The 26,670-nt window shown below is 28.8% G+C and carries 25 protein-coding genes; 16 read left to right on the top strand and 9 right to left on the bottom strand.

All coding sequences use genetic code 11. The annotated features are described in order from the left end of the window. Window positions 1-86: 86 nt before the first annotated feature. From trmY to METOK_RS07200, 8 genes are all read left to right on the top strand, one after another. Window positions 87-716 carry a tRNA (pseudouridine(54)-N(1))-methyltransferase TrmY gene (gene trmY / locus METOK_RS07235; RefSeq protein WP_048057945.1) on the top strand — a complete coding sequence of 210 codons (630 nt, stop codon included), beginning with the start codon at window positions 87-89 and terminating at the stop codon, window positions 714-716. A gap of 125 nt (window positions 717-841) precedes the next feature. Next, window positions 842-1,285, top strand: a complete 444-nt coding sequence (locus METOK_RS07230; protein WP_013867568.1) for a chemotaxis protein CheW — start codon at window positions 842-844, stop codon at window positions 1,283-1,285. A 35-nt stretch (window positions 1,286-1,320) separates the two neighbouring features. Beyond that, window positions 1,321-2,463 (top strand): protein-glutamate methylesterase/protein-glutamine glutaminase, encoded by a 1,143-nt coding sequence (locus tag METOK_RS07225; RefSeq protein ID WP_013867567.1) that lies wholly within the window; start codon window positions 1,321-1,323, stop codon window positions 2,461-2,463. Further along, window positions 2,456-5,320, top strand: a complete 2,865-nt coding sequence (locus METOK_RS07220; RefSeq protein WP_013867566.1) for a chemotaxis protein CheW — start codon at window positions 2,456-2,458, stop codon at window positions 5,318-5,320. Before METOK_RS07225 ends, METOK_RS07220 begins: the two co-directional genes overlap by 8 nt. 9 nt (window positions 5,321-5,329) lie before the next feature. Beyond that, a complete protein-coding gene (locus tag METOK_RS07215) occupies window positions 5,330-5,791 on the top strand; it encodes a chemotaxis protein CheD (RefSeq protein ID WP_013867565.1) in 462 nt (153 codons plus the stop codon). Between the two features lie 10 nt (window positions 5,792-5,801). Continuing rightward, complete coding sequence (locus METOK_RS07210; protein WP_013867564.1) at window positions 5,802-7,193, top strand: methyl-accepting chemotaxis protein; 1,392 nt, start codon at window positions 5,802-5,804, stop codon at window positions 7,191-7,193. 189 nt (window positions 7,194-7,382) lie between these two features. Further along, window positions 7,383-9,428 carry a methyl-accepting chemotaxis protein gene (locus tag METOK_RS07205; RefSeq protein WP_232210802.1) on the top strand — a complete coding sequence of 682 codons (2,046 nt, stop codon included), beginning with the start codon at window positions 7,383-7,385 and terminating at the stop codon, window positions 9,426-9,428. Window positions 9,429-9,511: 83 nt separating this feature from the next. Then, window positions 9,512-10,336 carry a CheR family methyltransferase gene (locus METOK_RS07200; RefSeq protein ID WP_013867562.1) on the top strand — a complete coding sequence of 275 codons (825 nt, stop codon included), beginning with the start codon at window positions 9,512-9,514 and terminating at the stop codon, window positions 10,334-10,336. Window positions 10,337-10,363: 27 nt separating this feature from the next. On the opposite strand, the gene METOK_RS07195 is transcribed toward METOK_RS07200, so the two are convergent. The 4 genes from METOK_RS07195 to METOK_RS07180 all read right to left on the bottom strand — a co-directional run bounded on the left by METOK_RS07195 (window position 10,364) and on the right by METOK_RS07180 (window position 13,268). Next, complete coding sequence (locus METOK_RS07195; protein WP_013867561.1) at window positions 10,364-10,969, bottom strand: chemotaxis protein CheC; 606 nt, start codon at window positions 10,967-10,969, stop codon at window positions 10,364-10,366. Between the two features lie 31 nt (window positions 10,970-11,000). After that, the gene (locus METOK_RS07190) at window positions 11,001-11,717 is read right to left on the bottom strand and encodes a chemotaxis protein CheC (RefSeq protein WP_013867560.1); all 717 of its coding nucleotides are present in this window, start codon (window positions 11,715-11,717) and stop codon (window positions 11,001-11,003) included. A 37-nt stretch (window positions 11,718-11,754) separates the two neighbouring features. Next, window positions 11,755-12,126 (bottom strand): response regulator, encoded by a 372-nt coding sequence (locus METOK_RS07185; protein WP_013867559.1) that lies wholly within the window; start codon window positions 12,124-12,126, stop codon window positions 11,755-11,757. 77 nt (window positions 12,127-12,203) lie between these two features. Beyond that, on the bottom strand, window positions 12,204-13,268 hold the full coding sequence (locus METOK_RS07180; protein ID WP_013867558.1) for a CheF family chemotaxis protein: 1,065 nt from the start codon (window positions 13,266-13,268) through the stop codon (window positions 12,204-12,206). A gap of 266 nt (window positions 13,269-13,534) precedes the next feature. Here METOK_RS07180 and METOK_RS07175 point away from each other — a divergent pair, with 266 nt between their 5' ends. The 5 genes from METOK_RS07175 to METOK_RS08505 all read left to right on the top strand — a co-directional run bounded on the left by METOK_RS07175 (window position 13,535) and on the right by METOK_RS08505 (window position 17,757). Then, window positions 13,535-14,035: a UPF0254 family protein gene (locus METOK_RS07175; RefSeq protein WP_013867557.1), complete on the top strand. Its 501-nt coding sequence runs from the start codon at window positions 13,535-13,537 to the stop codon at window positions 14,033-14,035. Between the two features lie 199 nt (window positions 14,036-14,234). Then, entirely contained in the window at window positions 14,235-15,644 is a 1,410-nt protein-coding gene (locus METOK_RS07170; RefSeq protein ID WP_013867556.1) for a mannose-1-phosphate guanylyltransferase/mannose-6-phosphate isomerase, read from the top strand. 8 nt (window positions 15,645-15,652) lie between these two features. Next, the gene (locus METOK_RS07165; protein ID WP_013867555.1) at window positions 15,653-16,198 is read left to right on the top strand and encodes a DUF1616 domain-containing protein; all 546 of its coding nucleotides are present in this window, start codon (window positions 15,653-15,655) and stop codon (window positions 16,196-16,198) included. Window positions 16,199-16,600: 402 nt separating this feature from the next. Then, window positions 16,601-17,488, top strand: a complete 888-nt coding sequence (locus METOK_RS07160) for a hypothetical protein (protein ID WP_013867554.1) — start codon at window positions 16,601-16,603, stop codon at window positions 17,486-17,488. Window positions 17,489-17,592: 104 nt separating this feature from the next. Beyond that, the gene (locus METOK_RS08505; RefSeq protein WP_013867553.1) at window positions 17,593-17,757 is read left to right on the top strand and encodes a hypothetical protein; all 165 of its coding nucleotides are present in this window, start codon (window positions 17,593-17,595) and stop codon (window positions 17,755-17,757) included. Between the two features lie 70 nt (window positions 17,758-17,827). Here the strand turns inward: METOK_RS08505 and METOK_RS07155 are convergent, their stop codons facing one another. The 4 genes from METOK_RS07155 to METOK_RS07140 form a co-directional block, all read right to left on the bottom strand. Then, window positions 17,828-18,427: a hypothetical protein gene (locus METOK_RS07155; protein WP_013867552.1), complete on the bottom strand. Its 600-nt coding sequence runs from the start codon at window positions 18,425-18,427 to the stop codon at window positions 17,828-17,830. Between the two features lie 20 nt (window positions 18,428-18,447). Then, window positions 18,448-19,983, bottom strand: a complete 1,536-nt coding sequence (locus METOK_RS07150; RefSeq protein ID WP_048057944.1) for a DUF58 domain-containing protein — start codon at window positions 19,981-19,983, stop codon at window positions 18,448-18,450. Between the two features lie 116 nt (window positions 19,984-20,099). Next, window positions 20,100-21,032: an AAA family ATPase gene (locus tag METOK_RS07145; protein WP_013867550.1), complete on the bottom strand. Its 933-nt coding sequence runs from the start codon at window positions 21,030-21,032 to the stop codon at window positions 20,100-20,102. Window positions 21,033-21,083: 51 nt separating this feature from the next. Next, complete coding sequence (locus tag METOK_RS07140; protein ID WP_013867549.1) at window positions 21,084-22,115, bottom strand: DUF4350 domain-containing protein; 1,032 nt, start codon at window positions 22,113-22,115, stop codon at window positions 21,084-21,086. Between the two features lie 263 nt (window positions 22,116-22,378). Here METOK_RS07140 and acs point away from each other — a divergent pair, with 263 nt between their 5' ends. Further along, complete coding sequence (gene acs / locus METOK_RS07135) at window positions 22,379-24,280, top strand: acetate--CoA ligase (RefSeq protein ID WP_013867548.1); 1,902 nt, start codon at window positions 22,379-22,381, stop codon at window positions 24,278-24,280. A gap of 123 nt (window positions 24,281-24,403) precedes the next feature. Here the strand turns inward: acs and METOK_RS07130 are convergent, their stop codons facing one another. Further along, window positions 24,404-25,591 carry a THUMP domain-containing protein gene (locus METOK_RS07130; protein WP_013867547.1) on the bottom strand — a complete coding sequence of 396 codons (1,188 nt, stop codon included), beginning with the start codon at window positions 25,589-25,591 and terminating at the stop codon, window positions 24,404-24,406. Between the two features lie 226 nt (window positions 25,592-25,817). On the opposite strand from METOK_RS07130, the gene METOK_RS07125 reads away from it, so the two are divergent. Both METOK_RS07125 and METOK_RS07120 read left to right on the top strand, forming a co-directional pair. Continuing rightward, window positions 25,818-26,333, top strand: coding sequence for a DUF367 family protein (locus METOK_RS07125; protein ID WP_013867546.1), 516 nt, complete (start codon window positions 25,818-25,820; stop codon window positions 26,331-26,333). A 98-nt stretch (window positions 26,334-26,431) separates the two neighbouring features. Then, window positions 26,432-26,575: a 50S ribosomal protein L40e gene (locus METOK_RS07120; RefSeq protein WP_013867545.1), complete on the top strand. Its 144-nt coding sequence runs from the start codon at window positions 26,432-26,434 to the stop codon at window positions 26,573-26,575. Window positions 26,576-26,670: the final 95 nt, after the last annotated feature.

Below are 26,670 nucleotides of genomic sequence, written 5' to 3'. Positions count from 1 at the left end.
TAATTATTATTAATATATTTTAATATGTTCATTTATATTATTTATATTGTTTATTCTTATTTTTTATACTCATGCATGGTGAAAATTTGAGAGAATTTATATTAAAAGCAAATAAGGCAATAACCTCAGGAGATGTCAATTTAAAAGACCTCCCTGGAAGTTGTGGTAGGTTGGATTTGGTATGTAGATGCGTCAGTAGTGCATTTTTTCTTTCCCATGATTTGAGAAGGGATACTGTATTTTACTCGGTTCATTATGGAAATCCAAATCCTCCCGTGGCGTTAAAATTTGTAGGTTCTGAATTAAAAAGAGTAAGTCCCGATGAAAGAAGTATTGCTATTTTCATAAAAAAGGCATTAGAAAAAGAACATTTGAGTGTTTGGAAAGAAAGCACCTCTGGGATTTACCATGCTAAAAAAGAGTTTAGAGATATTATATTGGAAAGAAAAAAGGAAGGAAAACAAATCTTTTATCTTCATAAAAACGGAGTTCCTATTGAAGATTTGATTAATCCATCTAACTGTAAAAAAGATATTGTTTTTGTGTTGGGAGACCATATAGGTATTGGGGAAGAAGACGAGAAATTTTTAGACGAAATTGGAGCAGAACGGGTTTCAATATCTCCATTAGAATTGCATGCAAACCAATGTATTGTTATTGTTCATAATATTTTAGATAAAATTAAATGCACATATTTCTCAAATAGTGTTAGTTAGTTTTTGTAAAAATAATTTTATATTTTTATATTTTTTTAAATTTCTTAATATCAATATTTTATTAAAATTTATAGGTTAATAACTTATGTTAATAGCTTATGTTAATATCAGATAGGTGATGAGATATGGAAGATATGCCAAAAGTTGTTGTTTTTAAACTCTCTTCGAATGAATATGGTTTAAAAGTAGATGAGGTCAGGGAAGTTTTAAAACTTCAAGACATTACAGCATTACCTAATACCCCAGATTATGTTGTTGGTGTTACAAATATCAGGGGTGAAATAACCCCTATTATCGATTTGAGAAAAAAATTAAATATATCCAGTTTTGAAGAAAACCATGATGATAAAGAAATGTTGGTTATGGTAATAGAAATTAATGGAGTTCCAGTGGGTATTTTGGTAGATGCGGTTAATGATGTTATACAGATATCCCATGAGCAGATTGAAGATTTAGGGGAAATCGGGAAAAATATAAGTGGAGAACATATTGAAGGAATTGCAAAAATCGACAACAGGTTAATAATATTGTTAAATATTGACAACCTCATAAATCCACAAGAATTTTAAAAACTTATTATTTTTACGCATATGAGAGGGAAATAATGAAAAAGATAAAAGTATTGGTAGTGGATGATTCTGCATTTATGAGAAAAATAATTTCTGACATATTAAACTCTGATGATGATATTGAGGTAATAGGCACAGCAAAAGATGGTTTAGAAGCTGTCGAGCTCACGCAAAAATTAAATCCAAATGTAATTACAATGGATGTAGAAATGCCTAGAATGAATGGGATTGAAGCAGTTAAGAAAATAATGGAAATAAAACCCACACCTGTACTGATGATATCTGCATTAACAAGAAAGGGCTCCATGGCAACATTTGAAGCTCTGGAAGCTGGTGCAATCGACTTTATTCAAAAACCCTCGGGGACTATATCATTGGATATTAGAAAAGTGGGTGATGAATTAATAAAAAAAGTAAAGTCAGTTTCAAAAGCATATGTCAGGCAAAAGGTCTCTCCGCCTAAAAATGAAAAAAACGAAAAAATACCAGAAAATCAAAATCAAAAAAGTAAGGAAGAAAATCAAAATGTTGGAATATCTAAACAGGTGTCAGCTCCCGATATTAAAATGCCTTCTGAGAAACTTAAAAACATGGCTATTATGATAGGTTCATCAACAGGAGGTCCCCCCGTAGTTTCAGAAATTATAAACAATCTCCCGAAAAACATGCCTCCAATATTTGTAGTTCAGCATATGCCAAAAGGATTTACAAAAATGTTTGCAGATAGAATGAATACAGGAGCTAAATTAAATGTGAAAGAAGCACAGGATGGGGAGTTAGTTAAACCTGACTATGTTTATGTAGCACCGGGAGATTACCAAATGCTTCTTAGAAAAAGAGGAAATGATGTTTATATAGTATTGGATGGTAAGATGCCAAAAGTTCATGGAACAAAACCTTCAGTGGATGTTACTGCGGAATATGTATCAAAAATATATGGTAAAAATACAGTAGGAGTAATTTTAACAGGAATTGGCAGAGATGGAGCATATGGTCTGAAATTAATAAAAGAAAAAGGAGGAAAAATAATAGCCCAAAATAAGGATACCTGTGTTGTGTTTGGCATGCCAAAAGCTGTTATTGAAATGAATATTGCAGATGCAGTATTGCCTCCATCAAAAATACCAGAAACTATTGTAAAATTAATTAAAAATATCGGGGGCGTTGAAAATGGATGAAATGGAACAATATAAAGAGTTATTTATGGCTGAAGCTACGGAACATCTTGAAGCTTTAAATCAAAACTTAGTTGAACTTGAAAATAATCCCGATAATAAAGACATTATAAATTTAATATTCAGGTCTGCCCATACATTGAAAGGTTCTGCAAGAACCCTAGGTTTTGATAATATCTCCAACCTTACGCATCATATGGAGGATATATTGGATAACATAAGAAACGGTGAAATAGCTGTAAATTCAGAAATTATGGATTTGTTATTTAAATGTCTTGATGCTCTTGAAACCATGGTTAATGAAATTGAAGAAGACGCTGAGACTAGCTCTATCGATGTTGATAGTATAGTTAATGAAATAAAAACATTGAAAGAAAAATACATGGGTAATGGGGGAAGCTCTGCCTCAGAAGCTTCAAAAAGTAATGTAAATATTTCAAAAGTTGCAGAAAATGAAGAATCGAAGAAAGAAAATAACAATACTCAAAATACCAAATCCACCATTAGTATAGTGTTAAAGGAACCAAAAACAACAGTAAATATTAAAACAAATTTAAACGATGAAAAAAATGAAGGAAATGAAAACGAGATAAAAAAACCGAAAAATCTTGATGAAATCCTTAGTCAGATGAGTAAATCTGTTGAAGTTCTTAACATTGTTGCTGACGCCTTTAATTATGATGATTTAAAAGAAACACTAACAAAAATAAATGATTTAGTTAATTATGTTCTAAATGAGGATATTATATTTAACAAATCAGTCATGGAAGCATTGAAATGTTCATTAGATGCAATGGAGAAAATTGCAAAATCATTCGAGGAAAATGGCGGTATTGATAATTTAGACATTGATTTATCTAAAATAAATAAAAAAATAGATGATGCAATAACATTGAAGCATGAACATCGGAGCTCATCTGATAATGTTAAAGAATATGGGGTAATATTAGACCATTCCAAGTTTGATTTTAATAAATATGCTGAACATATAAAGGAAATGGTGGATAACGGATATACACTATATCATTTAAAATCCAAAGTCCTAGAAGATTGTGATTTAAAATCTGTTAGATTATCCATGGTTATATCCAATATTAAAAAAATTGGAGATATATTAATTTCAACCCCCAGTGAAGAAGAAATTAAAGAAAAAAGCCATGATGAGCTTGAAATTATTTTTCTATCAAATAAACAATTGGACGAAATAACAAAGGTTTTCGATACCATGTGTGAAATGGAGTACATTGCGGTAGCTCCGATAAACATCGATTTTAAAATTGGAAATATTGGAGGGGTGGATGAAGGAGGTAATAATAATGAAACTGTGAAAGATGATAGAATAAAAGATGCATATAAATTAAAAATAATAATCGATGAAGAGTGTATTTTAAAATCTGTTCGTGCCTACATGGCCATTAAAGAGCTTAAAAATGTGGGAGAAATAATTAAAACAGAACCTTCTTGTGAAAAACTTCAAGAGGGAGAATTTGATGGTAATGAGGTTGTAGTTTATATAATTTCAAATAAAGAAGAGGATGATTTAAAAGAAATAGTGTTTAGTATTCCAGAAATAAAGAATGTCATAATAGAAACCCCTGAATATCTAAAAGAACAGTCAAAAATGAAAAAAAATTCCAAACCACATGAAAAAAGCAGTACATCTACTAAACCACAAAACTCAAAAAAGAAACCTTCTGAAAAATCTGGAGAAAAGAAAACATTAACCCAGACTGTAAGAATAAATATTGAAAAATTGGACAAACTTATGAATTTAGTTGGTGAATTAGTTATAAATAGAGCAAATTTTACTCAAATCGCAAATAAATACAATATTAAGGAATTACACAATGCTGTGAATAGACTTAACATGCTTGCTACTGAGCTCCAGGAAGAAGTAATGGCTATGCGGATGATACCTGTATCTTTTATATTCAACAGGTTTCCTAGAACTGTGAGAGATACCTCAAAAGCCCTTAATAAAGAGGTTGAATTAATAATCGAAGGTTCAGATATTGAACTTGATAGAACTGTATTGGATGAGCTCGCGGAACCATTAACACATATTATTAGAAACTCGTTGGACCATGGTATCGAAACCCCAGAAGAGAGGGAGAAAAAAGGAAAGCCTAGAAAGGGAACGCTAAAATTAGTAGCTACAAGAGAAAGAAATCATGTGCTTATTACAATTGAAGACGATGGTAAAGGAATAGACCCTGAAATTATAAAGAAGAAAGCTGTGGAAAAAGGAATTATATCGGAAGATGATGCCAATAAACTATCAGACCAGGAAGCCATTAATCTAGTATTTTTACCGGGATTTAGCACTGCTGAAAAAGTTTCAGATGTTTCTGGAAGGGGTGTAGGAATGGATGTTGTAAAATCCAAAATAGAGTCCCTCGGAGGTAGTGTATCATTATACTCTGAAAAAGAAAAAGGAACAAAGATAATACTTCAATTACCTTTAACAATGGCAATCATTCTTGCATTGTTGATTAAATTAAGAGACCAAGTTTATGCAATACCATTAACAAGTGTTTTGGATGTTACTCATGTTAAAAAAGAAGATATATCAAATTTAGAAGGTCAGGATGCCATAATATACCGAAATCATATCCTACCTGTGATTTGGTTAAGAGATATACTTAATGATTATTCCGCTGAAGAGTCTGAAGATGTTTATATAATTGTTATAGAACGAAATAGCGGAAAATTAGGCGTAGTGGTTGATGATGTAATTGGAAGGGAAGAAATTGTTGTTAAACCTCTCACAGGTATTTTGAAAAATATCCATGGTCTTGCTGGAGCCACAATATTGGGTGATGGAAGGGTAGCACTCATATTAGATTTAAACAATATTTAGGTTGTTAGCATGGTGCTTAAAGTTAAAATGGGTGGTTTTGAAGTTTCAAAAAGTCCCGAGGTGCTTGAAACATTGCTGGGTTCTTGTGTGGCTATAATGTTGTATGATAGAGGTAAAAAGATTGGAGGGATGGCTCATGTAATGTTACCAAAAACCATGGATGACAATATTAAAAATCCGGGAAAATATGTTAATACTGCCATTCCTGCCATTATTGCAAAGATGGTTATATTGGGTGCAAGAACTGACAGACTTACTGCAAAAATAGTTGGCGGTGCTGCAATGTTTAAAAAATCTAGTGCGATAGACATAGGTAAAAAAAATGCTGATGCGGCAAGACAGGAATTAAAACAGTATAAAATACGCATAATTGGTGAAGACATAGGTGGGGATGTCAGCAGAACAGTTAAATTTTTTTTGAAGGATGGAAAAGCAGTTATTAGATATAGAAATAATGAAAAAATTATTTAAAGGTGAAACAATGGATAAAAAATTGATGTTACTATCTTCGACGCCAGCAATAATTTTATTTTTGACCCTTTGTATGTTGTGTCCTGATATTATAGAAAAGATGATTATATATCTATTCGGTGCTTTGATTATATCCATAGTAATTTCATATGCAATAGGATATAACATTTTAAAAAAGGATTCAAAAACCATGTGTGTTTTTATTGGAGATATGGGTAAATTATTGAATAAAGACTTTACGAAAATGAAAAATAATTCTGAGGTATTCGATGAAATAATAAAAGAACTTGGCGAAGTAATCAAAAAACTTAATTCATGTGAGGAATATAAAAAAGGAACTAGAAGAACTTTTGAAGAAATTACAAATGCCATGATTAAACTTGAAAATGGAGATTTAACTATTAGACTAGATGAATCTGGGAAACATAACAGGCTTCAAAAGGCGTTTAACAAAGCATTGGACAATATAGCAAACATGACAAATGACCTGAAAAACCAAATATCCCAACTAAACCAAGAGATAAACACTATGCAGGAAGAATCTGAAAGGGTAAAGGAAATCTCTGACCAGGTGGCTGATGCAGCATCACAGGTTGCCACAGCAGCAACTGACCAATCTACAAAATTACAGGACCTATCACAAGATTTAGGCGGAACTGCTGAACTTGTAAAATTAACCACTGAAAAGGCTGAAGAAGGAGTAGAAACTGCAAGGGAGGTGGAAGGTTACTCAGAAACAGGTGTTAAGAAGGTAGAAAACGCAATAGATACCATGCAAAATATAGCCAACGTGATAGATGATTTAGGAAGAACTATTCAAGAGTTAGGGGATGAGAGCAAGAAAATCAACGAAGTTACAGTATTGATTAAAGATATTGCAGAACAAACTGGTTTATTGGCATTAAATGCATCCATAGAAGCTGCACGAGCGGGTGAAGCTGGAAAAGGATTTGCAGTAGTTGCAAGTGAAATTAAATCACTTGCAGAAGAGATTGGAAAATCCGTTGATGACATAAATAAAACTATTTCAAGTATCCACAACAGGATTGAAAAAACTATTGACTTAGGTCTAACTGGTAAGGACGAAGTAGATAAAGGCGTTGTTGCAATAGATGAAGTGAATGGTGCATTTCTTAAAATTAAGGATGGAATAGATAAAACTTTGGAAAGAATAAATGCAATTAAAAAACAGGCTCAGGATTCTACTGATAATATTCAGAATGCGTTGAAAAATGTTCAAGATATAGCTTCAATATCCGAAGAGTTTGCTGCTACTGCTGAGGAATTAACAGCAAGTGCCGAAGAACAAGAAGCAGTTGTTGAAGAGAGCGGCAGGGCTATTAAAGAGGCTGTTAATATTGCCAATAAGTTAGCACTATCTGTTGATAAATTTAAAGCTTAAATTATTTTTTAACTATTTTCTATTTTATATTTATAATTTAACTGCTATAACACCTTTATTTTTAAAAATATTGATGCTACACAATTACATACACAAATAATTTATATAATTCTTATTACTAAATTCAATACATCGAATTTTTTAGAGATAATCAAAAATTTTAAATTCATGTTAATTAATGGGGATATTATGAAATTGAACAAAATATCTGTTAAAACCAAGATTTTATCAATTTTAGCGATATTAATACTAATTGTTGCAATAGTATCTTTCACGACCATGATTGTGCATAGTAGTATGCAGCATGATGGAAATATAATTAATCTTGCTGGAAAACAGAGAATGCTGAGTCAAAAAATGACCAAAGAGGCATTTATGATAAGTGCAGGTCATGTTGAGGATAAAAAAGATTTGAAAGAAACATCAGACTTATTTGACAAAACATTAAATGCTTTAATATATGGTGATAAAAAATTAGGAATTCCACCAGCTTCCAATGATGTTAAAGCTCAACTTCTTAAAGTAAAAGAGATATGGAATCCATTCTATGAAAAAATAAAAATAATATGTTCAAAAAATCCAAATGACCCTGAATTTAAAGAAGCGTTGTTGTATCTAAAAGAACATAATATGGAACTGTTATCTGAAATGAACAAAGCAGTTACATTATATAATAAATTATACGATGAAAAACTTAAATTTGCAAATGATGTGGCAATAGCATCTGTTGTATTTGCCCTATTTACAGGCATACTCTCCATAATTATTATACGAAAAACAGTGTTGAATCCTTTAAAAGACCTCGAAAGAATTACTAGTGAATTAGCCAATGGACATTATGATATAAAAGAAAATGTAAAATTCAATGAGGATGAAATTGGAAATATATATCTCAATATCAAGAAACTACATAATAATTTGCGGGAAGATACAAAAAGACAGGAGCAAGAGCGCAAAAAATTGGAAAGCATGTTTATCGAGATACATAATACAATGAATAAGGTAGCTGAGGGTGAACTCACCGTTAGATTAGATGATAGTGGAAAAGATAAAGAAGTTGAAAAAGTTATCAATAAAGCATTGGACAATATAGCAAACATGACAAATGACCTGAAAAACCAAATATCCCAACTAAACCAAGAGATAAACACTATGCAGGAAGAATCTGAAAGGGTAAAGGAAATCTCTGACCAGGTGGCTGATGCAGCATCACAGGTTGCCACAGCAGCAACTGACCAATCTACAAAATTACAGGACCTATCACAAGATTTAGGCGGAACTGCTGAACTTGTAAAATTAACCACTGAAAAGGCTGAAGAAGGAGTAGAAACTGCAAGGGAGGTGGAAGGTTACTCAGAAACAGGTGTTAAGAAGGTAGAAAACGCAATAGATACCATGCAAAATATAGCCAACGTGATAGATGATTTAGGAAGAACTATTCAAGAGTTAGGGGATGAGAGCAAGAAAATCAACGAAGTTACAGTATTGATTAAAGATATTGCAGAACAAACTGGTTTATTGGCATTAAATGCATCCATAGAAGCTGCACGAGCGGGTGAAGCTGGAAAAGGATTTGCAGTAGTTGCAAGTGAAATTAAATCACTTGCAGAAGAGATTGGAAAATCCGTTGATGACATAAATAAAACTATTTCAAGTATCCACAACAGGATTGAAAAAACTATTGACTTAGGTCTAACTGGTAAGGACGAAGTAGATAAAGGCGTTGTTGCAATAGATGAAGTGAATGGTGCATTTCTTAAAATTAAGGATGGAATAGATAAAACTTTGGAAAGAATAAATGCAATTAAAAAACAGGCTCAGGATTCTACTGATAATATTCAGAATGCGTTGAAAAATGTTCAAGATATAGCTTCAATATCCGAAGAGTTTGCTGCTACTGCTGAGGAATTAACAGCAAGTGCCGAAGAACAAGAAGCAGTTGTTGAAGAGACTGCTAGAGCTATTAAAGAGGCTGTTAATATTGCCAATATAGTCTCTCAAAAGGTAGATAAATTTAGAGTATCAGATACTGAATGTGTAAACCTTCCAAAATGTCCATTTGTGCATGACCCTGAACTCAATCCAGAAGTAGCCGAAAAGTTAAAAGATAAATATTGTAAAGGTAATTACGAAATGTGTGAGAGATATAAGTTGAAAAAAATGGGAAAACAGGTTCCTAAAAACCTGTCTCCCGATGGAACATTGGTTAATGATTTCAGAAATTACAGATATTAAGTTTATTCTTTTTTAATCTTTTTTGAACTATTTTTTAATTTTCGATTATTTTATTTTTATAACAATAAACAAAGGTAATGTCTATGAAAACTAACGATGACATATATTTTGATAAAATAAAAAGGGAAATTAGATTTAAGTTAAAAATAAATATAGAACAATATAAAGACGCATATATAAAACGAAGAGTAGCAGTTAGGATGAGGGCATGTAAATGTAAAAATTATCGAGAGTATTATGAATATTTAATCAAAAATAATCCAGACGAATATAAAAAATTGGAAGATACCTTAACAGTAAATGTAACAGAGTTTTGGAGGGATAATACTGTATATAAAGAGATATACAAAATATTGGAAAATCTTATAATGGATAAAAGGACTATTAGGGGTTTAAAAATATGGAGTGCAGGCTGCTCCTCAGGTGAAGAGCCATATGGACTGGCAATTATGATAAATGAATTAAAAGAAAAACATAACAGAAAATTTATGCCTGTAAGTATTATTGGAACTGATTTGGATAGCAAAATATTGGATAGGGCTAAAAAAGGGGTCTATATTCATAAACAGCTGAAAAATATTGATAAAGAATTGATATCCAAATATTTTATAAAATTAAATGAACAAGAATACGAACTTAAAAAGGATATTAAAAAATATGTTAAATTTAAAAAGCATGATTTAATAAAAGAACCCCCTTTAAAAGGAATGAACATTATACTTTGTAGAAATGTCATAATATATTTTGATAAAAAAATTCAAGCTGAATTATTTTTAAAATTTTATGAGGGTCTTGTTAATAATGGATATTTAATTCTTGGAAAAACTGAAATATTGCATGGAAAAGCCAGAACATTATTCACACCAATAAATCATAGAGAAAGGATTTACATGGCTAAAAAAAATTAATTATAATTATATTCTAATTTTTAAAATTTAAAGGATATTAAGATTTTCGACAGTTTCTGGATTAATTAAAATCAGAAGATTACACTTTATTGGGAATTTACCAACAATATCTATTTTATTATCAAATACAAGAGCAATGTCTAAATTGTCACCCATTTCAAGAATTAATGATTCTACCACTGAGAATCCACTGTCTTCAATAAACTCAGGGGGCGTAATATTTATTTCATCCTCTAAGGTATTAGCAAAAACATTTAAAAATGCAGCCACTACAATATTTGCCACTTCACCTATTAGGGAAACTTCCATCTCAGAATAATCCGGCAGTTCTACTTTATTTACTAAACTATCCCAAAGAATGTCTAAAAGAAGAAGTTTCTCTAATTTTACAGCATCTTCTTTTGGCAAAATCATTAAAGTTCTGCCTGAAAGCACACCATTAAAATCTATACGAACAATTTTACAGGTTTCATCTCCAAATTGCTCAGGTAAATACTCCACTGGTACAAATCGAGTTCCTAAAAATTGAACCTCAGTATTTTCCCCAGTTAATCCTTCAAAAGCCTTAGCAATATTCTCCGATGCATCCTGCCCTATGCTTGTTATTTTTTTCATAGATTCTAAAATACTCATTAATAACCCCCTAATTTTAATTTATAAAAGATTATAATTTTTTAAATAATGTATTTATTGAATTTGGAGGCATTACAATCAATACTTCAAAACCTGAACCAATTCCTTGAGAAAAAAGCCCAGATTTAAAGGTTAATACTAAGTCCTGGTTATTTACGCCACAATCTCCAAAAATATTTTCAATTATTTCATATTCAATACCTTTGATAAAAAACGGTGGGGACATGTTCAATGATATATCCATAAAATTAGCTATGGTATCTACATAAGCAGATATAATCAAATTACATGTTTCATTAAGGGCAGATATTTTCATTTCATCTAACTCATCGCTGTAATCCTCCATGCCCATTCCTGCGAGCATAGATTTCGACAGTTTTAATGCACAATCTTCTGAGAATATTAATACACCAATTCCATTTATATCTCCACTGAAATTAATTCCAGTTACTATTTTATAGTCATTTTTAATTTTTTCTTCTTTAATCTCCAATGGAGTAGTAATCATAACATTAACTGATTTGGTCTCCACATGATTTCCAGTCATATCCCTTATAAAACCACATGCTTTTTCAGCAGCAGATTTTCCTATTTCTTCAACTCTGGTTAATCCCATTATACGAAAATTTTTTACAAAATTACATTCCTTTTCAGAATATATCATTTTTTCTTTCATTTCTTCATTAATAATATCTTGCATTATAATATCCCATGATTTAGGCGAAATATATACATTGCCACATTTCATAATAACCCTTTGAAAATTTTGTAATGAAAATAATTATTTATTGAAATAATTTATTAAGTTGTTCAAGAATTTTTGGAGCTTGAAATGGTTTAACTATATAGCCATCCGCACCTGCATCTATGGCTTCAATCATCTTTTTTTCCTGATCAACTGAGGTGCACATTACAATCTTTATATCAGGAAACTCTTTTTTTATTTCCCTTGTAGCTTCTATCCCCGTGAGCTCAGGCATTACAATATCCATAGTGATTAAGTTAGGATTTAGTTCTTTTGTTTTTTCGATAGCTTCTTTACCATTTGATGCTTCTCCCACTACAACATATTTGTTTGTTGAGGCTAAAATTTTTTTTAAAATATTTCTCATAAATGCAGAATCATCAACCACCAGAGTTCTTACAACATCTGCCATATTACTTCACCTATTTAGTTTGTATATTCATATAAATGTACATTTTTAGAGACACGGGTATTTATACATTACGTCCATTAAAAGTTAGATATAATATAGTTAGTAATTGCCCTACCTTTTTCAGTTAATTCTGTCTCTTTTCTTATTCTTACCAAGTCAAGAAGTCCTTTATCAATTAATTTTTCCAATATTTTCTCCACTTCATCAACTTCCAAACCCATCATAGGGGGCAATTCAAGGGATGATATTCCAGTATATAATGCAGTCAATATTTCCTGTTCCTCAGGTTCTAACTGTTCAATTTCACTTTTTATTCTATCGCCACTCCAACTTTCAGATGCTAACTGTGATTCCAATTCATCTTCCGTTTTTGGCAATAGTTTCTTAACCGAATTGGAATATTTTGTTAATGTTGCAATATATCTTAGAACAAATAGCCTTTCTTTTTGAGGTAAGTAAATATATGAAGTCATAGTTTCTCCGCCTTTAATTTGTTTTATTTCAAGAACTTCCACTTCATCTTCTTTTTCCCCCATCGTGATGGTTTTAGATACTCTATCTACTGATTCTATATTGTTAAATAAGTCATAAACTTTTGGTTTTCCGCCGCTTGTTACAGCTACGGCTAAAACCTGCTCATTAACTACTGAGACTCCTTTTTTTATAGGTTTTTGTGCAAACACCAAGAATCCATCTTCCCATGACACTGATGTATCAAAAGAACCTCCCTTAATTATACCATACTGCACTTTTACTTCTTTTTTACTGAGTAATATATAAAAAAGTTTTTTTAAAAACGAATTTACCAATGTTTTTCCATATAGTGATGTTTCCGGTGCAAAACCAATTATAGTCCTATCACTGTCTGGAAGTCTTATAGTGATTGAAGAATAATGGGATATATCTTCAAGAGACGCCTTTGCAATTTCCATAGCTCTTCTTGGTAGTTCAGCGCCTATGTCTTCTATATATTCAAGATTAGCTTCAATTTTTTTATTGCCAAAATTAAATTCAATTTTATCATTAAATAACATTATTTGAAGCTTATTCCACTTTGTGAATGGGTCTTTTAATGTATATGGATTAACAATTATGCCCTTGCCTTCAAATCTAGCGATTGCTTTAGATTTGGATTTTGTCATTGGAATCAACTCCTTTTATAATAATAAGTTTTTAGGTTAACTTAAAATCTTCCTTTATTAAAATTTAAAATTAAAAATAATCAAAATATATATTATTGCATCATTGGGTATTTGATTTATATTTTAAACTTTAAACAAAGAGTTATATATTATAACTACTTAAATTTTTTAAATTTTAGCTTTCATTATATAAATTTATCAAGATTTAATATATTGTATAATCATATTTATAAATTTCCCAAATAAAATAGAATATTGGTGATTATATGCTATCAATAGCCACAGCAGAGTGTTTTACCCATGGAAAAATAGGGACTACAATACATAAAATTGCATCGGGATATAACGAAGTTAAAGAGCATCCATATTATCCTTACATCAATGGTCATGTGAAGGTAATGGCTTCAATGTTTATTCCACTAAAATACAGTGCCGAGAAACTTTTAAATATTAAGTTGCCAATTCCCGATTATAAATACGAATATGCAAAGGCATACTCTGAAAAGAATGATTTAAAAGTATCGTATTTAATGGCAAAAGGTGTTAAAGATATTTTAAACTGCGATATATCCATAGGGACTACCGCAGGTGTTGGAAGGGGGGGTATATGTATTTTAACGAATAAAAATAAATATGTATTTACAACAGATGTTTATGGTGACCTAATAAATGGAAAGAATATAATTGAGAGACAGAAAAATGGTATTAAAAAAACACTTGATGTGTTAGTTAAAATCTTAAAAGAAGAATATAATATTACATATTAATATATTTTAAGTTTTTATTATAGGACAATATAAAAAATGATAAAAATACTATAAAATATTATATCCTACTGAATATATTATATAACATATAAAACTAAATATATATCTCAAATCATATTATTTTTATATATAATTAGAACAAATAATTATGTTTAGATAATAATGATTAATTTATATTAACTTACAGAGGGTGAAAAAGATGAAATCTATTATATTGGCAGGGGGAGTAGGCAGTAGATTATGGCCATTAAGCAGAGAATATTATCCAAAACAATTTATAAAATTTAAATCATTTAAAAAATCTCTTTTTCAAATGACTTTTGAAAGATGCTTAGCACTGAGCAATAATAATTTAGATGATATTTATATTGTAACAAATGAAAAACATAAATTTTTGGTATTGGGTCAAATTGAAGAGCTCGGTTATAACAATTTTAATGAGGATAATATATTGATTGAACCGATTGGAAAAAATACACTTCCAGCAATATATTATGGAGTAAAAGTCATTAAAAATAAGAATAATAATAATGAAAACGACAATAATAAAAACATCGTTGGAGTATTTCCATCTGACCATCTAATCGACAAAAATGATGAGGAATTGTTTATAAATACCATAATGGAAGGAAAGAAAATCGCAAAAGATTATTTAATAACATTTGGAATAACTCCAACAAAGCCACATACTGGATATGGTTATATAAAGCCTTTAAAGAAACTAAATATTGGATATACCGTTGATGAATTTAAAGAAAAACCTGATTTAAAAACCGCAGAGAAATATATTAAAAACGGTTATCTTTGGAATAGCGGGATGTTTTTATTTGATGCCGATTTATTTGAAGAGGAGGTAAAAACATATAAACCTGAGCTCTATGAATTGTTTAAATCTGATGATATAAATGAAGTATATAATAATGTCCCCGATATATCGATAGATTACGGTATAATGGAAAAATCAAAAAATGTAGCAGTTATACCTTTAAATATAAAATGGAATGATTTGGGTAGTTTTGATGCCTTTTATGATGAATTTAAAACGGATGACGCTGGAAATATTGTTCATGGCGAAAATCTTTTTATCAATTCAAAAAATAACTTGATAAATACTGAAAATAATAAATTTACATCGTTGATTGATGTAAATGATTTGATAGTTGTCGATACAAGGGACGCCTTAATGATTTGTAAGAAGGGGAGCTCCCAAAAAATTAAAGAGGTATTCAATACATTAAAAAGAAAAAATGATGAAAGGGTTTTATATCATAAAACGGTTTATAGGCCTTGGGGCTCATATACTATATTGGATGAGGGCAAATTTTATAAAATAAAAAGAATCACAGTTCTTCCGGGGAAAAAATTAAGTTATCAACTTCACCACCATAGAAGCGAACACTGGATAGTGGTTAAAGGCATGGCAAAGGTAGTTGTCGATGATAAGGAGTATTTTGTTAGAAATGGTGAAAGCACATTTGTCAAAAGTGGATTAAAGCATAGATTGGAAAATCCTGGAAAAATACCTTTGGAAGTCATTGAAGCTCAAATTGGGGAGTATCTTGAAGAAGATGATATTATTAGATTCAATGATGATTGGGGACGAAAATAGGTGAATAAATGAATTTTAAAGATTATTATAAAAAATACAAAAAAACACTGGAAAAATCATTAACAATTATATTACTTATTCTATTAATCGCTTCAATAGGTTTAACGATATATTTAATCAATGCTCCGAAGATTGGGGAGAGATTTACAGAATTTTATATATTGAACGAAGATTTAAAAGCTTATAACTATCCTACACAATTACATGAAAATGAATCTGGTATTGTGATTATTGGGGTTAGGAACCTTGAATATAGACCTATGAATTATACAGTATGGGTATTTTTATCAAACGATACCTACGATTATAATTATTCTATAAATATATCTCCAAAAAATGAATGGAATGGAACCTTGTCTTATAATTACGCCTTTTCTAAGAAAATTAGTTTAATGCATAATGAAACGGCTTTGATACCTTTAAATTTTTCAATAGACCGCACTGGAAAACATAAGGTGGAATTTATATTAACCATTGATGATAAAAAAAAGGTTTATAGGGAACTTCATCTCTGGGTAAATGTTTCAAAACCTACTGAAAAATCTTTAATATAACAATATATAATAATTTAATTTTACATTCTCTTAATTATGCCTATTAAATTTCCTGTTTTTATATAAATTATAATATAAATTATAAAGAATAGATATTTTATAGCATTATACTAAATAAAAAATTTATTAAAATTTATATATGGGAAATTAATAATATTAGATGATTAAACCTTTTAAGATATATTTTAAAGGAGATTAAGAAATTAAAAATAAAGTTATTATAAGCAATAAGGGTATAAAATAATATTTAATTTAGATTTTATAAAAATGGATTTAATAAAAGTAATAGAATGATTGTTATATAAAATTATTTAAAATTTTAATAGAATTAAGTATTGAACCTATATATAGCATATAAATTTATTATTTTTTTTATTTTTTAAATATCTTGGAGGAATTTACATGATAGATAATAACAATAACAGTAATAATAACAGTAATAACAGTGATGATGATGATGTTGAATTAATTAAACATAAAAAATTAAGAACTAAATTTCTACTAAATATTTCTAATTTTAAAAAATTTACTGCTATAATTGTAATTGCTGCGGGTTTTGGATTTTTAGGTTATGGATATCTCAATAGCATTATTCATTTTATAAATTTGGGAATTGGATTATTATTGATAGGTTGGGTTTTATTGTCGTTTTCATACGAAAAATATTTAAGATATAATATAGGTTCAAGTGTTTTTAATGATTATATGGATTTGGTTGGAAAATTGATAAAAAGTTTGGATATAAAAAACAGTGGAATAATCATTCCTCCAAGAGAAAACTTAAAAAATGGTGCCATATTTCTTCCACTAAATGAAAATTTCAAGATAAACTTTGGATTAATTGATGACAGTGTTTTATTTGTAAATTCGGATAACAAAAAAGAAATGGGTATTGTATTTACGCCATTGGGGAAAAGCCTTATAAATATATTAAAAAAATATGATGATTTGGATGAGCTCACCCTTGATGAGTATGATGATAAATCTAGTATGATAATAAATATAGAAAACTATTTGGATTATTCCTTAAATCTTTTTCAGCTTGGAAGTAATGTTAATGTAAATTTTAACGATAATAAAACCATCACAGTATCATATAAAATAAACGATAACTCAGTATGTAAAAAACTTCAAAAAGATGGACTATGTAAAAAATGTCCCTGTCCAGTATGCGGTTTTATAGTATTAAGTATTGCAAAATCGTTAAATCGCATGTTAAAAATAGAGGAGATAATCGAAGATAATAGGAATATAATTATTAAATTAAATGTCTTGGATAATAATATATAAAATAATAAAATAATATTTAAAATTATTAAAATAGATAATTTAAAGATATAAAATAGAATATCAAAATAATAATATAATTAGCTCTTTTATATTTAGGTGATTAAATGAAATATGAATTGATATTTTTAATTATACTTATATCATATATTACATTTATATCTATTTTTGTAAATGATATTAAATTATTCCTTGTTTTATTGCTTATATGCTTCTTAATATTGTATGAGTTATTTAGACCTTATTTTAAAAAAGAGTTCAGGAAAATCTAAATATTATGGTTTATATAGGTATTGGAATATTTATTATAATAGTATTTCAAAAAGTATTGGAAATTCTTAATCACTGATGTTTAATTTTATATGTCAGTAAAAAAATACCAGTAAATCCTATTATAAGAGATATTTGGGATTTTGGATTGGACAGTAAATCTGGATAGAATATATACAATAGATATACAATAAATATTGGAATAACAACCATAGACATAATTTTTAATATTAAAATTTTATTTATTTTATACAATTCATCTTGGAAATTTAGATATAATGCATAAATCAAAAATATGCCATATACAATAGTTATTAGATTCTGAAAATTATTTAATACCCTAAATATATCATCTATGAAATACAGTATCAAAGGGATGATAAAAATTGCAGTTTTATCATTTAGGGAAATATCCTTTTTCAAAATGGTTTCTAAACTTAGCAGTGATGGAAATATTAAATATACCAGTGCATATATAAAATCCAAAGAAAAAATATTTTTAATAAATAATTCATTGGATAACCATAACAATACTATTAAATAAATGATAAATCCTAAAAATTTTTTAAAATATATGGCTAACAATGACAGAAAAATACCTACTATCAAATATTCTTTATAAGGAATATTTAAAAAAATTATTCCCTCCAACAGTAATAATATCCTATACATAAATAACACATTAAATCTTTTTAAATTTTACATCTTTTTAATTTATCTATTATATTTTTCATACCATCTTTATTATTTAAATCAACAACAACAATGCCTTTTCTTCTCAATATTTTAATAATTTTTTGCCTATGTATGTAATGCTTATAAATTTCTTGTAATATTTCTTCATTGGATAACTCCTCTTTATGAATATTAAAAGAAGGGCTATATAATGCATATATTATTATGTTAAATCCTTTTTTAGTAAGCATATTTATACTTTTTAAAAGTGGTATAATATTTGAATCCAAATCGGTAAATATCATTACATTTCCAGTTTTCATTTTCATTAAATACCTTGCACATTCAAATATACCTGAGCTCCCTTTTTTCCTCCTCGATAAATATGAATGAATAATATTATTGTCATTATATTCTTGATTTTTATAGTTATGTTCAACACCACTACTACCGAAACTACTACCATTATATCTTTTATGCTCTATATTTGTTATAGTTGGTATGTATTTATCTACCAAAATAGGCTTAATATTTAAGAGCTCTTTTTCAATATACTGTTGAAAGGTGGTATTTTTAGAAAACTTTTTAATTCTTCTTTTATTATTATTGTTTATTGCACTTGATTTTACAATTTTGTAATCATCATACAAAAAAAGATAGTTATCATTTTCATTGTATTTTATAAAATTTAACAGAACTCCTGTTGCATAGTTGATTTTGTTGTTATTTTCATCAATGGAGATTCTCATGCTATGTCCTATATCCAAAAAATAATATATGCTCTGAGCTTCCATGTGAAGTAGTTTTCTAACAATTATAGAATTACTTCCAATGGATTTTTTCCAATCTATTCTCTTAATATCATCGCCAATTTCATAAATTTTTAATTCATCAAGTTCTGGCTCAACAATGCCTCCAAATGTTGATTTTACATACTCATTTTGTTCAATATTGTGTTTTAACCCTTCAAGAGATGGTGCAACATCAAATTTAAAAGATTTTGAATAATCAATGTAATTCAATGTTCTTTTATCGAATATTTTGCCCATTGCATCAACAATAAATTCTCCTTTTTTATAGGGCATTACATTTACCAAATATTTAATAATATGATTATAGGTTTGTAAATTGGATAAATTAGTGTTATTGGAAGAGTTGGAAACATTAAGGGTATTAGTAGCAATATCGGTATTATTAATATTAGAATTATTATAATTGGGGGAATTATTGAAATGATTAAATGAATATTCACTGAAAATATTTGATGAAATTACACCATGTTTTGATTTAAACTTTAAATAAGGTTTTGCATTATTTTTATAGATATTAAATATTAATTTTGTAGGCATATATTCCTTTAAATCCACAATTCTATTGTTATTTTTATCCACAACTGTATCTATTTCAAAATCTACTATTTTTTCTGTAAAATATAGGTATAGAAAAATAAAAACGCCTATGAATGTGGAGTATAAATTATTTAATAAATAGCCATTTGCATAACAAATTATTCCAAATATGGACAATATCTTTGAATATGGTGTTTTATTCATCAAATCCCCTTTTATCCTAATATATATTAAACGCATAACGACTTTTATTTTTATTCTTAAAGTAAATGTTTATGATTATTTTATCTCATATCTCCTAAGTAAAATAATATTAATGATTATTCCCATCTAAATTCCCCCTTTGGAACCTCTATTCTATCGATTATATCAGTTAATATTTCCTTAGTTGGTGTTTCTTCCTCATAATCTACTATCATTCTATGGGATAAAACTTTAACGACATTGTTTTTAACATCATCTGGGAGTACATAAGTTCTATCGTCCAAATAGGCATTTGCCTTTGCAACTTTTAGTAATTGAATCCCTGCTCTTGTGCTTGCCCCCAACACTATACGATTATCATTCCTTGTGGCAACCACAATATCCCGTATGTATTTTAATATAGGTTGCGAAACATGAATACTCTTTACAGTATTGAATACATCGTTAAGGGTTCTTTTGTCCAAAACCGTATTTATTTGTTCAATATTGTTTCCATTACTTTTTTTTAGATTCAATACCTTTAATTCATCATCCTCTTTCAAATAATCCAAATTTAGCTTCATCATAAACCTATCAAGCTGTGCCGCAGGTAATGAGTAAGTTCCTTCAAATTCAACAGGGTTTTGAGTGGCAATTACTATGAAAGGTTTTGGTAAGGTGTATGTTTTTCCACCTACTGATATACTATTTTCTTCCATAGCCTCTAATAGTGCGGACTGAGTTTTTGGAGACATTCTATTTATCTCATCCACTAAGACAATATTTGCAAATAATGGTCCAGGAATATATTGAAATTCACCTGTTTGCATCTTGTATATTTCACCGCCTGTTATATCCGAAGGTATTAAATCTGGAGTACCCTGAACCCTTGAAAAATATAAGCCCATACATTTTGAAAATGATTTCGCCAATGTGGTTTTTGCCAAACCTGGCACTCCCTCTAATAAAACATGCCCCTCTGAAATAAGACATACAAATAAATCTCGAATAATGTCATCCATCCCAATTATTTCTTTTTTCATCTCATTTTTGAGTTTTCTAAATACCATAATACCATCCTATTTTATTCTAAATTTTTTTAAATTTTATTTTAATTTATATTATTTTAATTTACTCAATATCTTATATAATGTAGATTTATCCATATTGTATTTTTTGGCAATATCGTCTAAATTATAGAATTTAATATCATTAATATTATTGTTTTCTTCTGTTAAATATTTAAATAATTTATTATTTCCTACCATATTAGCAATATCAATAATAATGTTATGTATTCTGTTTATCAATATTGTTTGTAATTTATCGCTCTCCAATATAACGACAATTATCAATACAATAATCGACAAATAACTTAGAAATTTGGGGGTTATATTGTTGGAATTTACAACGATTGTAGCAATATTTTGTGGATTTACATCTGAATGATGGTATTCATCGAAATATACAATGCTGTGTTGATTACTGTAATTAAAATAAGTTTTTAAAAACTTTTTATTGGTATTGAATAATTGGTTTGTAAATATATTTGGGTCAGAAATTAATATTATTTTTCCGTTGCCATAATCTTTTTCCACCATTAAAGGATAGGATTTTTCATTGTTTGGTTTTGGATAATTGATTATATTACTCGATGCACTGGATGATATAATTATATGCCCATTTGTGTTGGATATGTCCTTTATTGTTGTAGGATTTTTTAATAAGATATATCCCCCATTATACAATGCTATTGGTTCTATGATATCATAAAGTGGCTTATTGGAAAATCTCTCCGAAATGTTCATATATTTTAAAATACTATTTCCTCTGTTAAAATTATCGGCAATAACAAGGGTATTTCCAGAAGAAACATAATTTTTTAGGAGCTCACCCTCATCTTTTGTAAAATCAACATCTGGACCTATAATAAATAAAACTGAATTTTCTTTTAAATCTGTATCTTTATAGGGATATATCAATGGTTTTACATTGCCTTCTCTATGCATTAAAATTAAAAAATTTGAACAACCCTCATCTTTTGTATTAAATACACTATAAGGTTGGGTGGTTTTAATCGTTGGGATTACCAAAGGCATAGATATAAAACCTATTAGTATTATCATAAGTAAAATATACTGTTCTATTTTCATATATTCACCATCTGCGAGGGGAAATTGGATATTATTATTTTATATTTTATATTATTTTATATATTTTCAAAATACATAATTAATTCTAATTAATGTATTTATATTTAATTATAAAATGTATTATTATACGTTTATTATTTAATTTTTTTATTATTTTAAATCGACATTTAACGAATATATCTTTGTTAAAAATCGAAATGCTTATATAGTAGTATATAACGATAATTATAATGATTAATAATTATAAATTAAGAGGTGTTAATATGAAATCTGGGGATAAATATATACCTCTGGAAAAATTAAATAGTATAAAAAAAGAAGCACTGGAAAATCCTGAAAAATTTTGGGGGGAACAAGCAAAATGTTTAGATTGGAACAAAACATGGGATAAAGTTTTAGAGTGGCATGTTCCCTATGCAAAATGGTTTATTAATGGAAGGTTGAATGCCTGTTATAATTGTGTAGATAGACATATACTAAACAATAGAAGAAATAAGGCTGCCATAATATGGGAAGGAGAAAATGGAGAATGTAGGATATTAACATACTATGAATTGTATAGAGAGGTTAATAAATTTGCAAATGTTTTGCAGAATTTAGGTGTAGAGACTGGCGATAGGGTAGCAATATATATGCCCATGATACCAGAAGCTGCAATAGCTATGCTTGCATGTGCAAGGATTGGGGCTATACATTCAGTGGTATTTTCAGGATTTTCAGCTGATGCACTTGCAGAACGAATAAATGATGCAGAGGCAAAGGTTTTGATAACTTCCGATATACTTTATAGAAGGGGTAAAAAAATAGATTTAAAGGGTATAGTTGATAAGGCACTTTTAAACTGCCCCACTATAAATCATACGGTATATGTAAAAAGAAATAACGATTTAAAATTGATGGAAGGAAGGGACTATTGCTGGGATGAGCTCATGAAGGGGGCAAAAAATTATGTAGAACCTGTGCCTGTGGAAGCAAATCATCCGCTATTTATATTATATACGAGCGGAACTACTGGAAAACCAAAAGGGGTTGTGCATTCAACAGGAGGATTTATGGTTTATACCACAAAAACACTTGAATGGACATGGGGCATTAACGATATGGATGTGTTTTGGTGCACAGCAGATATTGGATGGATAACAGGACATAGTTATGTGGTATATGCACCGTTGGCATGTGGAACTACTATTGTAATGTATGAAGGGGCAATAGATTATCCAAATCCTGGAAGAATATGGGAAATTATAGAAAAACATGGAGTTACCATATTATATACTGCCCCAACGGCAATAAGGATGTTGATGATGTATGGGGAAGAATGGGTAAAAAAATATAATTTATCCACCCTTAGAATGCTTGGAAGCGTTGGAGAACCGATAAACCCAAGGGCTTGGAAATGGTATTACGAAGTTGTAGGTCAGAAAAGATGTCCAATATGTGATTGTTATTGGCAGACAGAAACGGGAGGTCATGTTATATATCCACCAATAGGCATACAAGATATTCCTTTAAAACCAGGTTCAGCCACATTCCCCGGCATAGGTATAGATGCTGATGTAGTGGATGAATATGGAAATAGTCTTCCACCAAATAAAAGGGGGTTGTTGGTCATTAAGAATCCATGGCCTGGAATGTTGATGGGATTATGGAAGAACGATGCACGGTATAGGGCAGCATATTGGGAAAGAATAAAAAATTGTTATTGTCCATCAGATTATGCTATAAAGGATGAAGATGGATATTTCTGGATATTAGGTAGGGCTGATGAGGTTTTAAATGTAGCAGGGCATAGGATAGGAACAGCAGAAGTTGAACATGTTCTCATCTCCCATCCCGCAGTTGCAGAAAGTGCAGTTATTGGAAAACCAGACGATATTAAAGGAGAAGTTCCAGTGGCATTTGTGGTATTAAACAAAGGTTATCAAAATAAAAAGGAATTGAAGGAAGAGCTCATACATTATGTGAAAGAAACAATGGGTCCTATTGCCACACCACACATGATTTTATTTGTAAATAAACTCCCTAAAACAAGAAGTGGAAAAATTATGAGAAGAATACTTAAAAAACTAATAATGGGAGAAGAATTAGGGGATTTATCTACCATAGAAGATAATACAAGTGTAGATGAAATCAGAAAAGAATTAAGTGATTTTAAATATTTATAATATTATTATTTTATTATTTTATTATTTTATTATTTAAATTATTTTTTAAATCATTATTTTATTATCATTTTATTTCCTATATATTAATTTTTATGTTTTGATTATTTTATTTTTTAGGTTTCATTATTCTTTTTTATAGACATGCACATATCGGGTTAAACTCTTATGGATGTATATCTCATACATATCCATTAATCGTAAATCTTCTAAATATACCTTTTTTGAAGATGCAAAAACCATATATCCATTATCTTTTAGAACATTCCCTAAACTATTTAATATACTTTCAATGTCCCCCTTTTTAGATGTCGAGATACCATAGGGAGGGTCTGTAATAATTCCATCTACTTCTTTTATTTTCAATGTATTTAAATAATCTTTTATATATTTTGCATCCCATTTTTTAATAGATATTATATTATCCATTAAATTATAAGATTTAAGATTTAACAATGTTCCTTCAACCATTCTGTCATCGATGTCACTACCAATTAATTTACATCCTATAAATCCCCCTTCAATTAGAAATCCACCAGTTCCACAAAATGGGTCAAGTAATATATCTCCTTCTTTTAATCTTGCTAAATTAACCATACATCTTGCAAGCTTTGGAAGTATGCACCCAGGATGAAAATATGCCCTTAGATGAGGTCTGTTTTTTTGGAAATACTCCTTATCTCTTTTTTCAATTAACAATGCCAAATAAATTCTATCCTTTAATATTATAACTTTTACAACTTTTGAGGGATTTTTAAGATTTACCTTTGCACCAGTTTTTTCTTTTATTATCCTTCCCACTTCTCTTTCAATATCCATAGAATTTGGCTTTTTTATATCTTTTATATCTTTTGTATTTTTTATAATATTTTTTTCATTTTTATCTTCTTTCTGTTTAATTTCCTTGGGAACTTTGAGAGCTCTGACTGCAAAGGTATCTTTTGATATATCTATATTCAATATATTATCAAGAGGCAAATCTATCAAATTTTTATAAAACATATTAATATTTTTTTGTAAATCTTTATCTACATACAGCATTTCAAATAATATTAAATGGCTTTCGTTTATATAGGCACTTCTTTTTGTTATACTTTCTATATTGTTTATAGTTTCCATATATTCTGCTTTTGATATGTTGTTATTTTTGTTATCTTTATCGTTATCGCTATTATCATCATCTAATTTATCTAATACCACATAATTATCAAATATACTCAAATTTTTATCAATATCATATATTTCCAAAAGTGCATTTAGTTCTGAATATGGAAGTGTTTCATGTTCTTTTCCAAGCAAAAATCCTACCTTCATGTTATCAAACTTTATTTTTTATAAAAATATATTTTTATTATTTTTATAATATACATTTTTTAATTTTAATTTTTTCAATTATTTATCTGGGATATATTTTCCACAATATATTTAATATATGAAATTTATAATTTCAGCAATAGTTATCATTTATTATTTATTTAATTTACATCTAAATTACACCTATATCATTTACATTTAAATACTATAATGGTGAGTAATAATTATGAAATTATATATATATCACACAAACCAGTGTGACCCTAAAAAATGCACTGCATTGAAAATGGGAAGACTTGGAATGGCAAAAATTATAAAAAACCATTATAAGATACCAAGGAACAGCATTTTATTAAATCCTTTTGCTGAAACTGCGGTTTCTGTTGAGGATAGACCGATAATTGAAAAATATGGGATAATGGCATTGGATTGTTCTTGGAAACAGGCTGAGAAAGTATTTAAAATGACTAATTCCAAAAACCAGCGAAGTCTCCCATTTTTAGTAGCAGCGAATCCTGTAAATTATGGAAAACCTTGCAAACTTTCAACCTTGGAGGCATTCATTGCTATACTTTATATCACAAACTATAAAAAGGATGCCCTCTCTTTATTAAATGGTTTCAAATGGGCAAAAACTTTTATAGATGTTAATAAAGAATTGCTTGAAAGTTATTGCGGTAAGACTTCCAAGGAAATTATCCAAATTCAAAATGAAGTTTTGCAAAAAATTAAAAATAGATGAAAACTTAATGTTTTCTAATTTTTCTAAAATATTATAAAAGAGTAAATAATATATAGTGGAAAAAATATTTAACTTATTATAACATCAAGGTGAGAAACATGGCATTTGAAGAAGCAATGAATAGAATTTTTAAGAAAAAAATTTGCATGAGATGCAATGCAAGAAACCCATGGAAAGCTACAAAATGCAGAAAATGTGGATACTCAAAATTGAGACCAAAAGCTAAGGAAGCAAGAGGATAAACGAGTTACTTTTCGTTTATTTATTTTTTTTATTTATTTAATTTTTTAATTTACATTTTATATTGCATATAATATTTTGTATTTTCATATCTTTT

Source organism: Methanothermococcus okinawensis IH1, assembly GCF_000179575.2.
In the GTDB taxonomy this organism is placed as follows: Archaea; AGJL01; Methanococci; order Methanococcales; family Methanococcaceae; genus Methanofervidicoccus; species Methanofervidicoccus okinawensis.
Note: the sequence above shows the minus strand (reverse complement) of the source record. Positions and strands in the feature narration are given on the sequence as shown.

What these genes read in the sequence shown, in the direction of transcription:
- acs (WP_013867548.1), top strand. Translation starts at nt 22,379, where the DNA reads ATGAAATCTGGGGATAAATATATACCTCTGGAAAAATTAAATAGTATA.
- METOK_RS07155 (WP_013867552.1), bottom strand. Translation starts at nt 18,427, where the DNA reads ATGTATAGGATATTATTACTGTTGGAGGGAATAATTTTTTTAAATATT.
- METOK_RS07185 (WP_013867559.1), bottom strand. Translation starts at nt 12,126, where the DNA reads ATGGCAGATGTTGTAAGAACTCTGGTGGTTGATGATTCTGCATTTATG.
- METOK_RS07190 (WP_013867560.1), bottom strand. Translation starts at nt 11,717, where the DNA reads ATGAAATGTGGCAATGTATATATTTCGCCTAAATCATGGGATATTATA.
- METOK_RS07220 (WP_013867566.1), top strand. Translation starts at nt 2,456, where the DNA reads ATGGATGAAATGGAACAATATAAAGAGTTATTTATGGCTGAAGCTACG.
- METOK_RS07210 (WP_013867564.1), top strand. Translation starts at nt 5,802, where the DNA reads ATGGATAAAAAATTGATGTTACTATCTTCGACGCCAGCAATAATTTTA.
- METOK_RS07200 (WP_013867562.1), top strand. Translation starts at nt 9,512, where the DNA reads ATGAAAACTAACGATGACATATATTTTGATAAAATAAAAAGGGAAATT.
- METOK_RS07165 (WP_013867555.1), top strand. Translation starts at nt 15,653, where the DNA reads ATGAATTTTAAAGATTATTATAAAAAATACAAAAAAACACTGGAAAAA.
- METOK_RS07160 (WP_013867554.1), top strand. Translation starts at nt 16,601, where the DNA reads ATGATAGATAATAACAATAACAGTAATAATAACAGTAATAACAGTGAT.
- METOK_RS07180 (WP_013867558.1), bottom strand. Translation starts at nt 13,268, where the DNA reads ATGACAAAATCCAAATCTAAAGCAATCGCTAGATTTGAAGGCAAGGGC.
- METOK_RS07170 (WP_013867556.1), top strand. Translation starts at nt 14,235, where the DNA reads ATGAAATCTATTATATTGGCAGGGGGAGTAGGCAGTAGATTATGGCCA.
- METOK_RS07150 (WP_048057944.1), bottom strand. Translation starts at nt 19,983, where the DNA reads ATGAATAAAACACCATATTCAAAGATATTGTCCATATTTGGAATAATT.
- METOK_RS07230 (WP_013867568.1), top strand. Translation starts at nt 842, where the DNA reads ATGGAAGATATGCCAAAAGTTGTTGTTTTTAAACTCTCTTCGAATGAA.
- METOK_RS07205 (WP_232210802.1), top strand. Translation starts at nt 7,383, where the DNA reads ATGAAATTGAACAAAATATCTGTTAAAACCAAGATTTTATCAATTTTA.
- METOK_RS07120 (WP_013867545.1), top strand. Translation starts at nt 26,432, where the DNA reads ATGGCATTTGAAGAAGCAATGAATAGAATTTTTAAGAAAAAAATTTGC.
- METOK_RS07145 (WP_013867550.1), bottom strand. Translation starts at nt 21,032, where the DNA reads ATGGTATTTAGAAAACTCAAAAATGAGATGAAAAAAGAAATAATTGGG.
- METOK_RS07130 (WP_013867547.1), bottom strand. Translation starts at nt 25,591, where the DNA reads ATGAAGGTAGGATTTTTGCTTGGAAAAGAACATGAAACACTTCCATAT.
- METOK_RS07125 (WP_013867546.1), top strand. Translation starts at nt 25,818, where the DNA reads ATGAAATTATATATATATCACACAAACCAGTGTGACCCTAAAAAATGC.
- METOK_RS07215 (WP_013867565.1), top strand. Translation starts at nt 5,330, where the DNA reads ATGGTGCTTAAAGTTAAAATGGGTGGTTTTGAAGTTTCAAAAAGTCCC.
- METOK_RS08505 (WP_013867553.1), top strand. Translation starts at nt 17,593, where the DNA reads ATGAAATATGAATTGATATTTTTAATTATACTTATATCATATATTACA.
- METOK_RS07140 (WP_013867549.1), bottom strand. Translation starts at nt 22,115, where the DNA reads ATGAAAATAGAACAGTATATTTTACTTATGATAATACTAATAGGTTTT.
- METOK_RS07225 (WP_013867567.1), top strand. Translation starts at nt 1,321, where the DNA reads ATGAAAAAGATAAAAGTATTGGTAGTGGATGATTCTGCATTTATGAGA.
- METOK_RS07195 (WP_013867561.1), bottom strand. Translation starts at nt 10,969, where the DNA reads ATGAGTATTTTAGAATCTATGAAAAAAATAACAAGCATAGGGCAGGAT.
- METOK_RS07175 (WP_013867557.1), top strand. Translation starts at nt 13,535, where the DNA reads ATGCTATCAATAGCCACAGCAGAGTGTTTTACCCATGGAAAAATAGGG.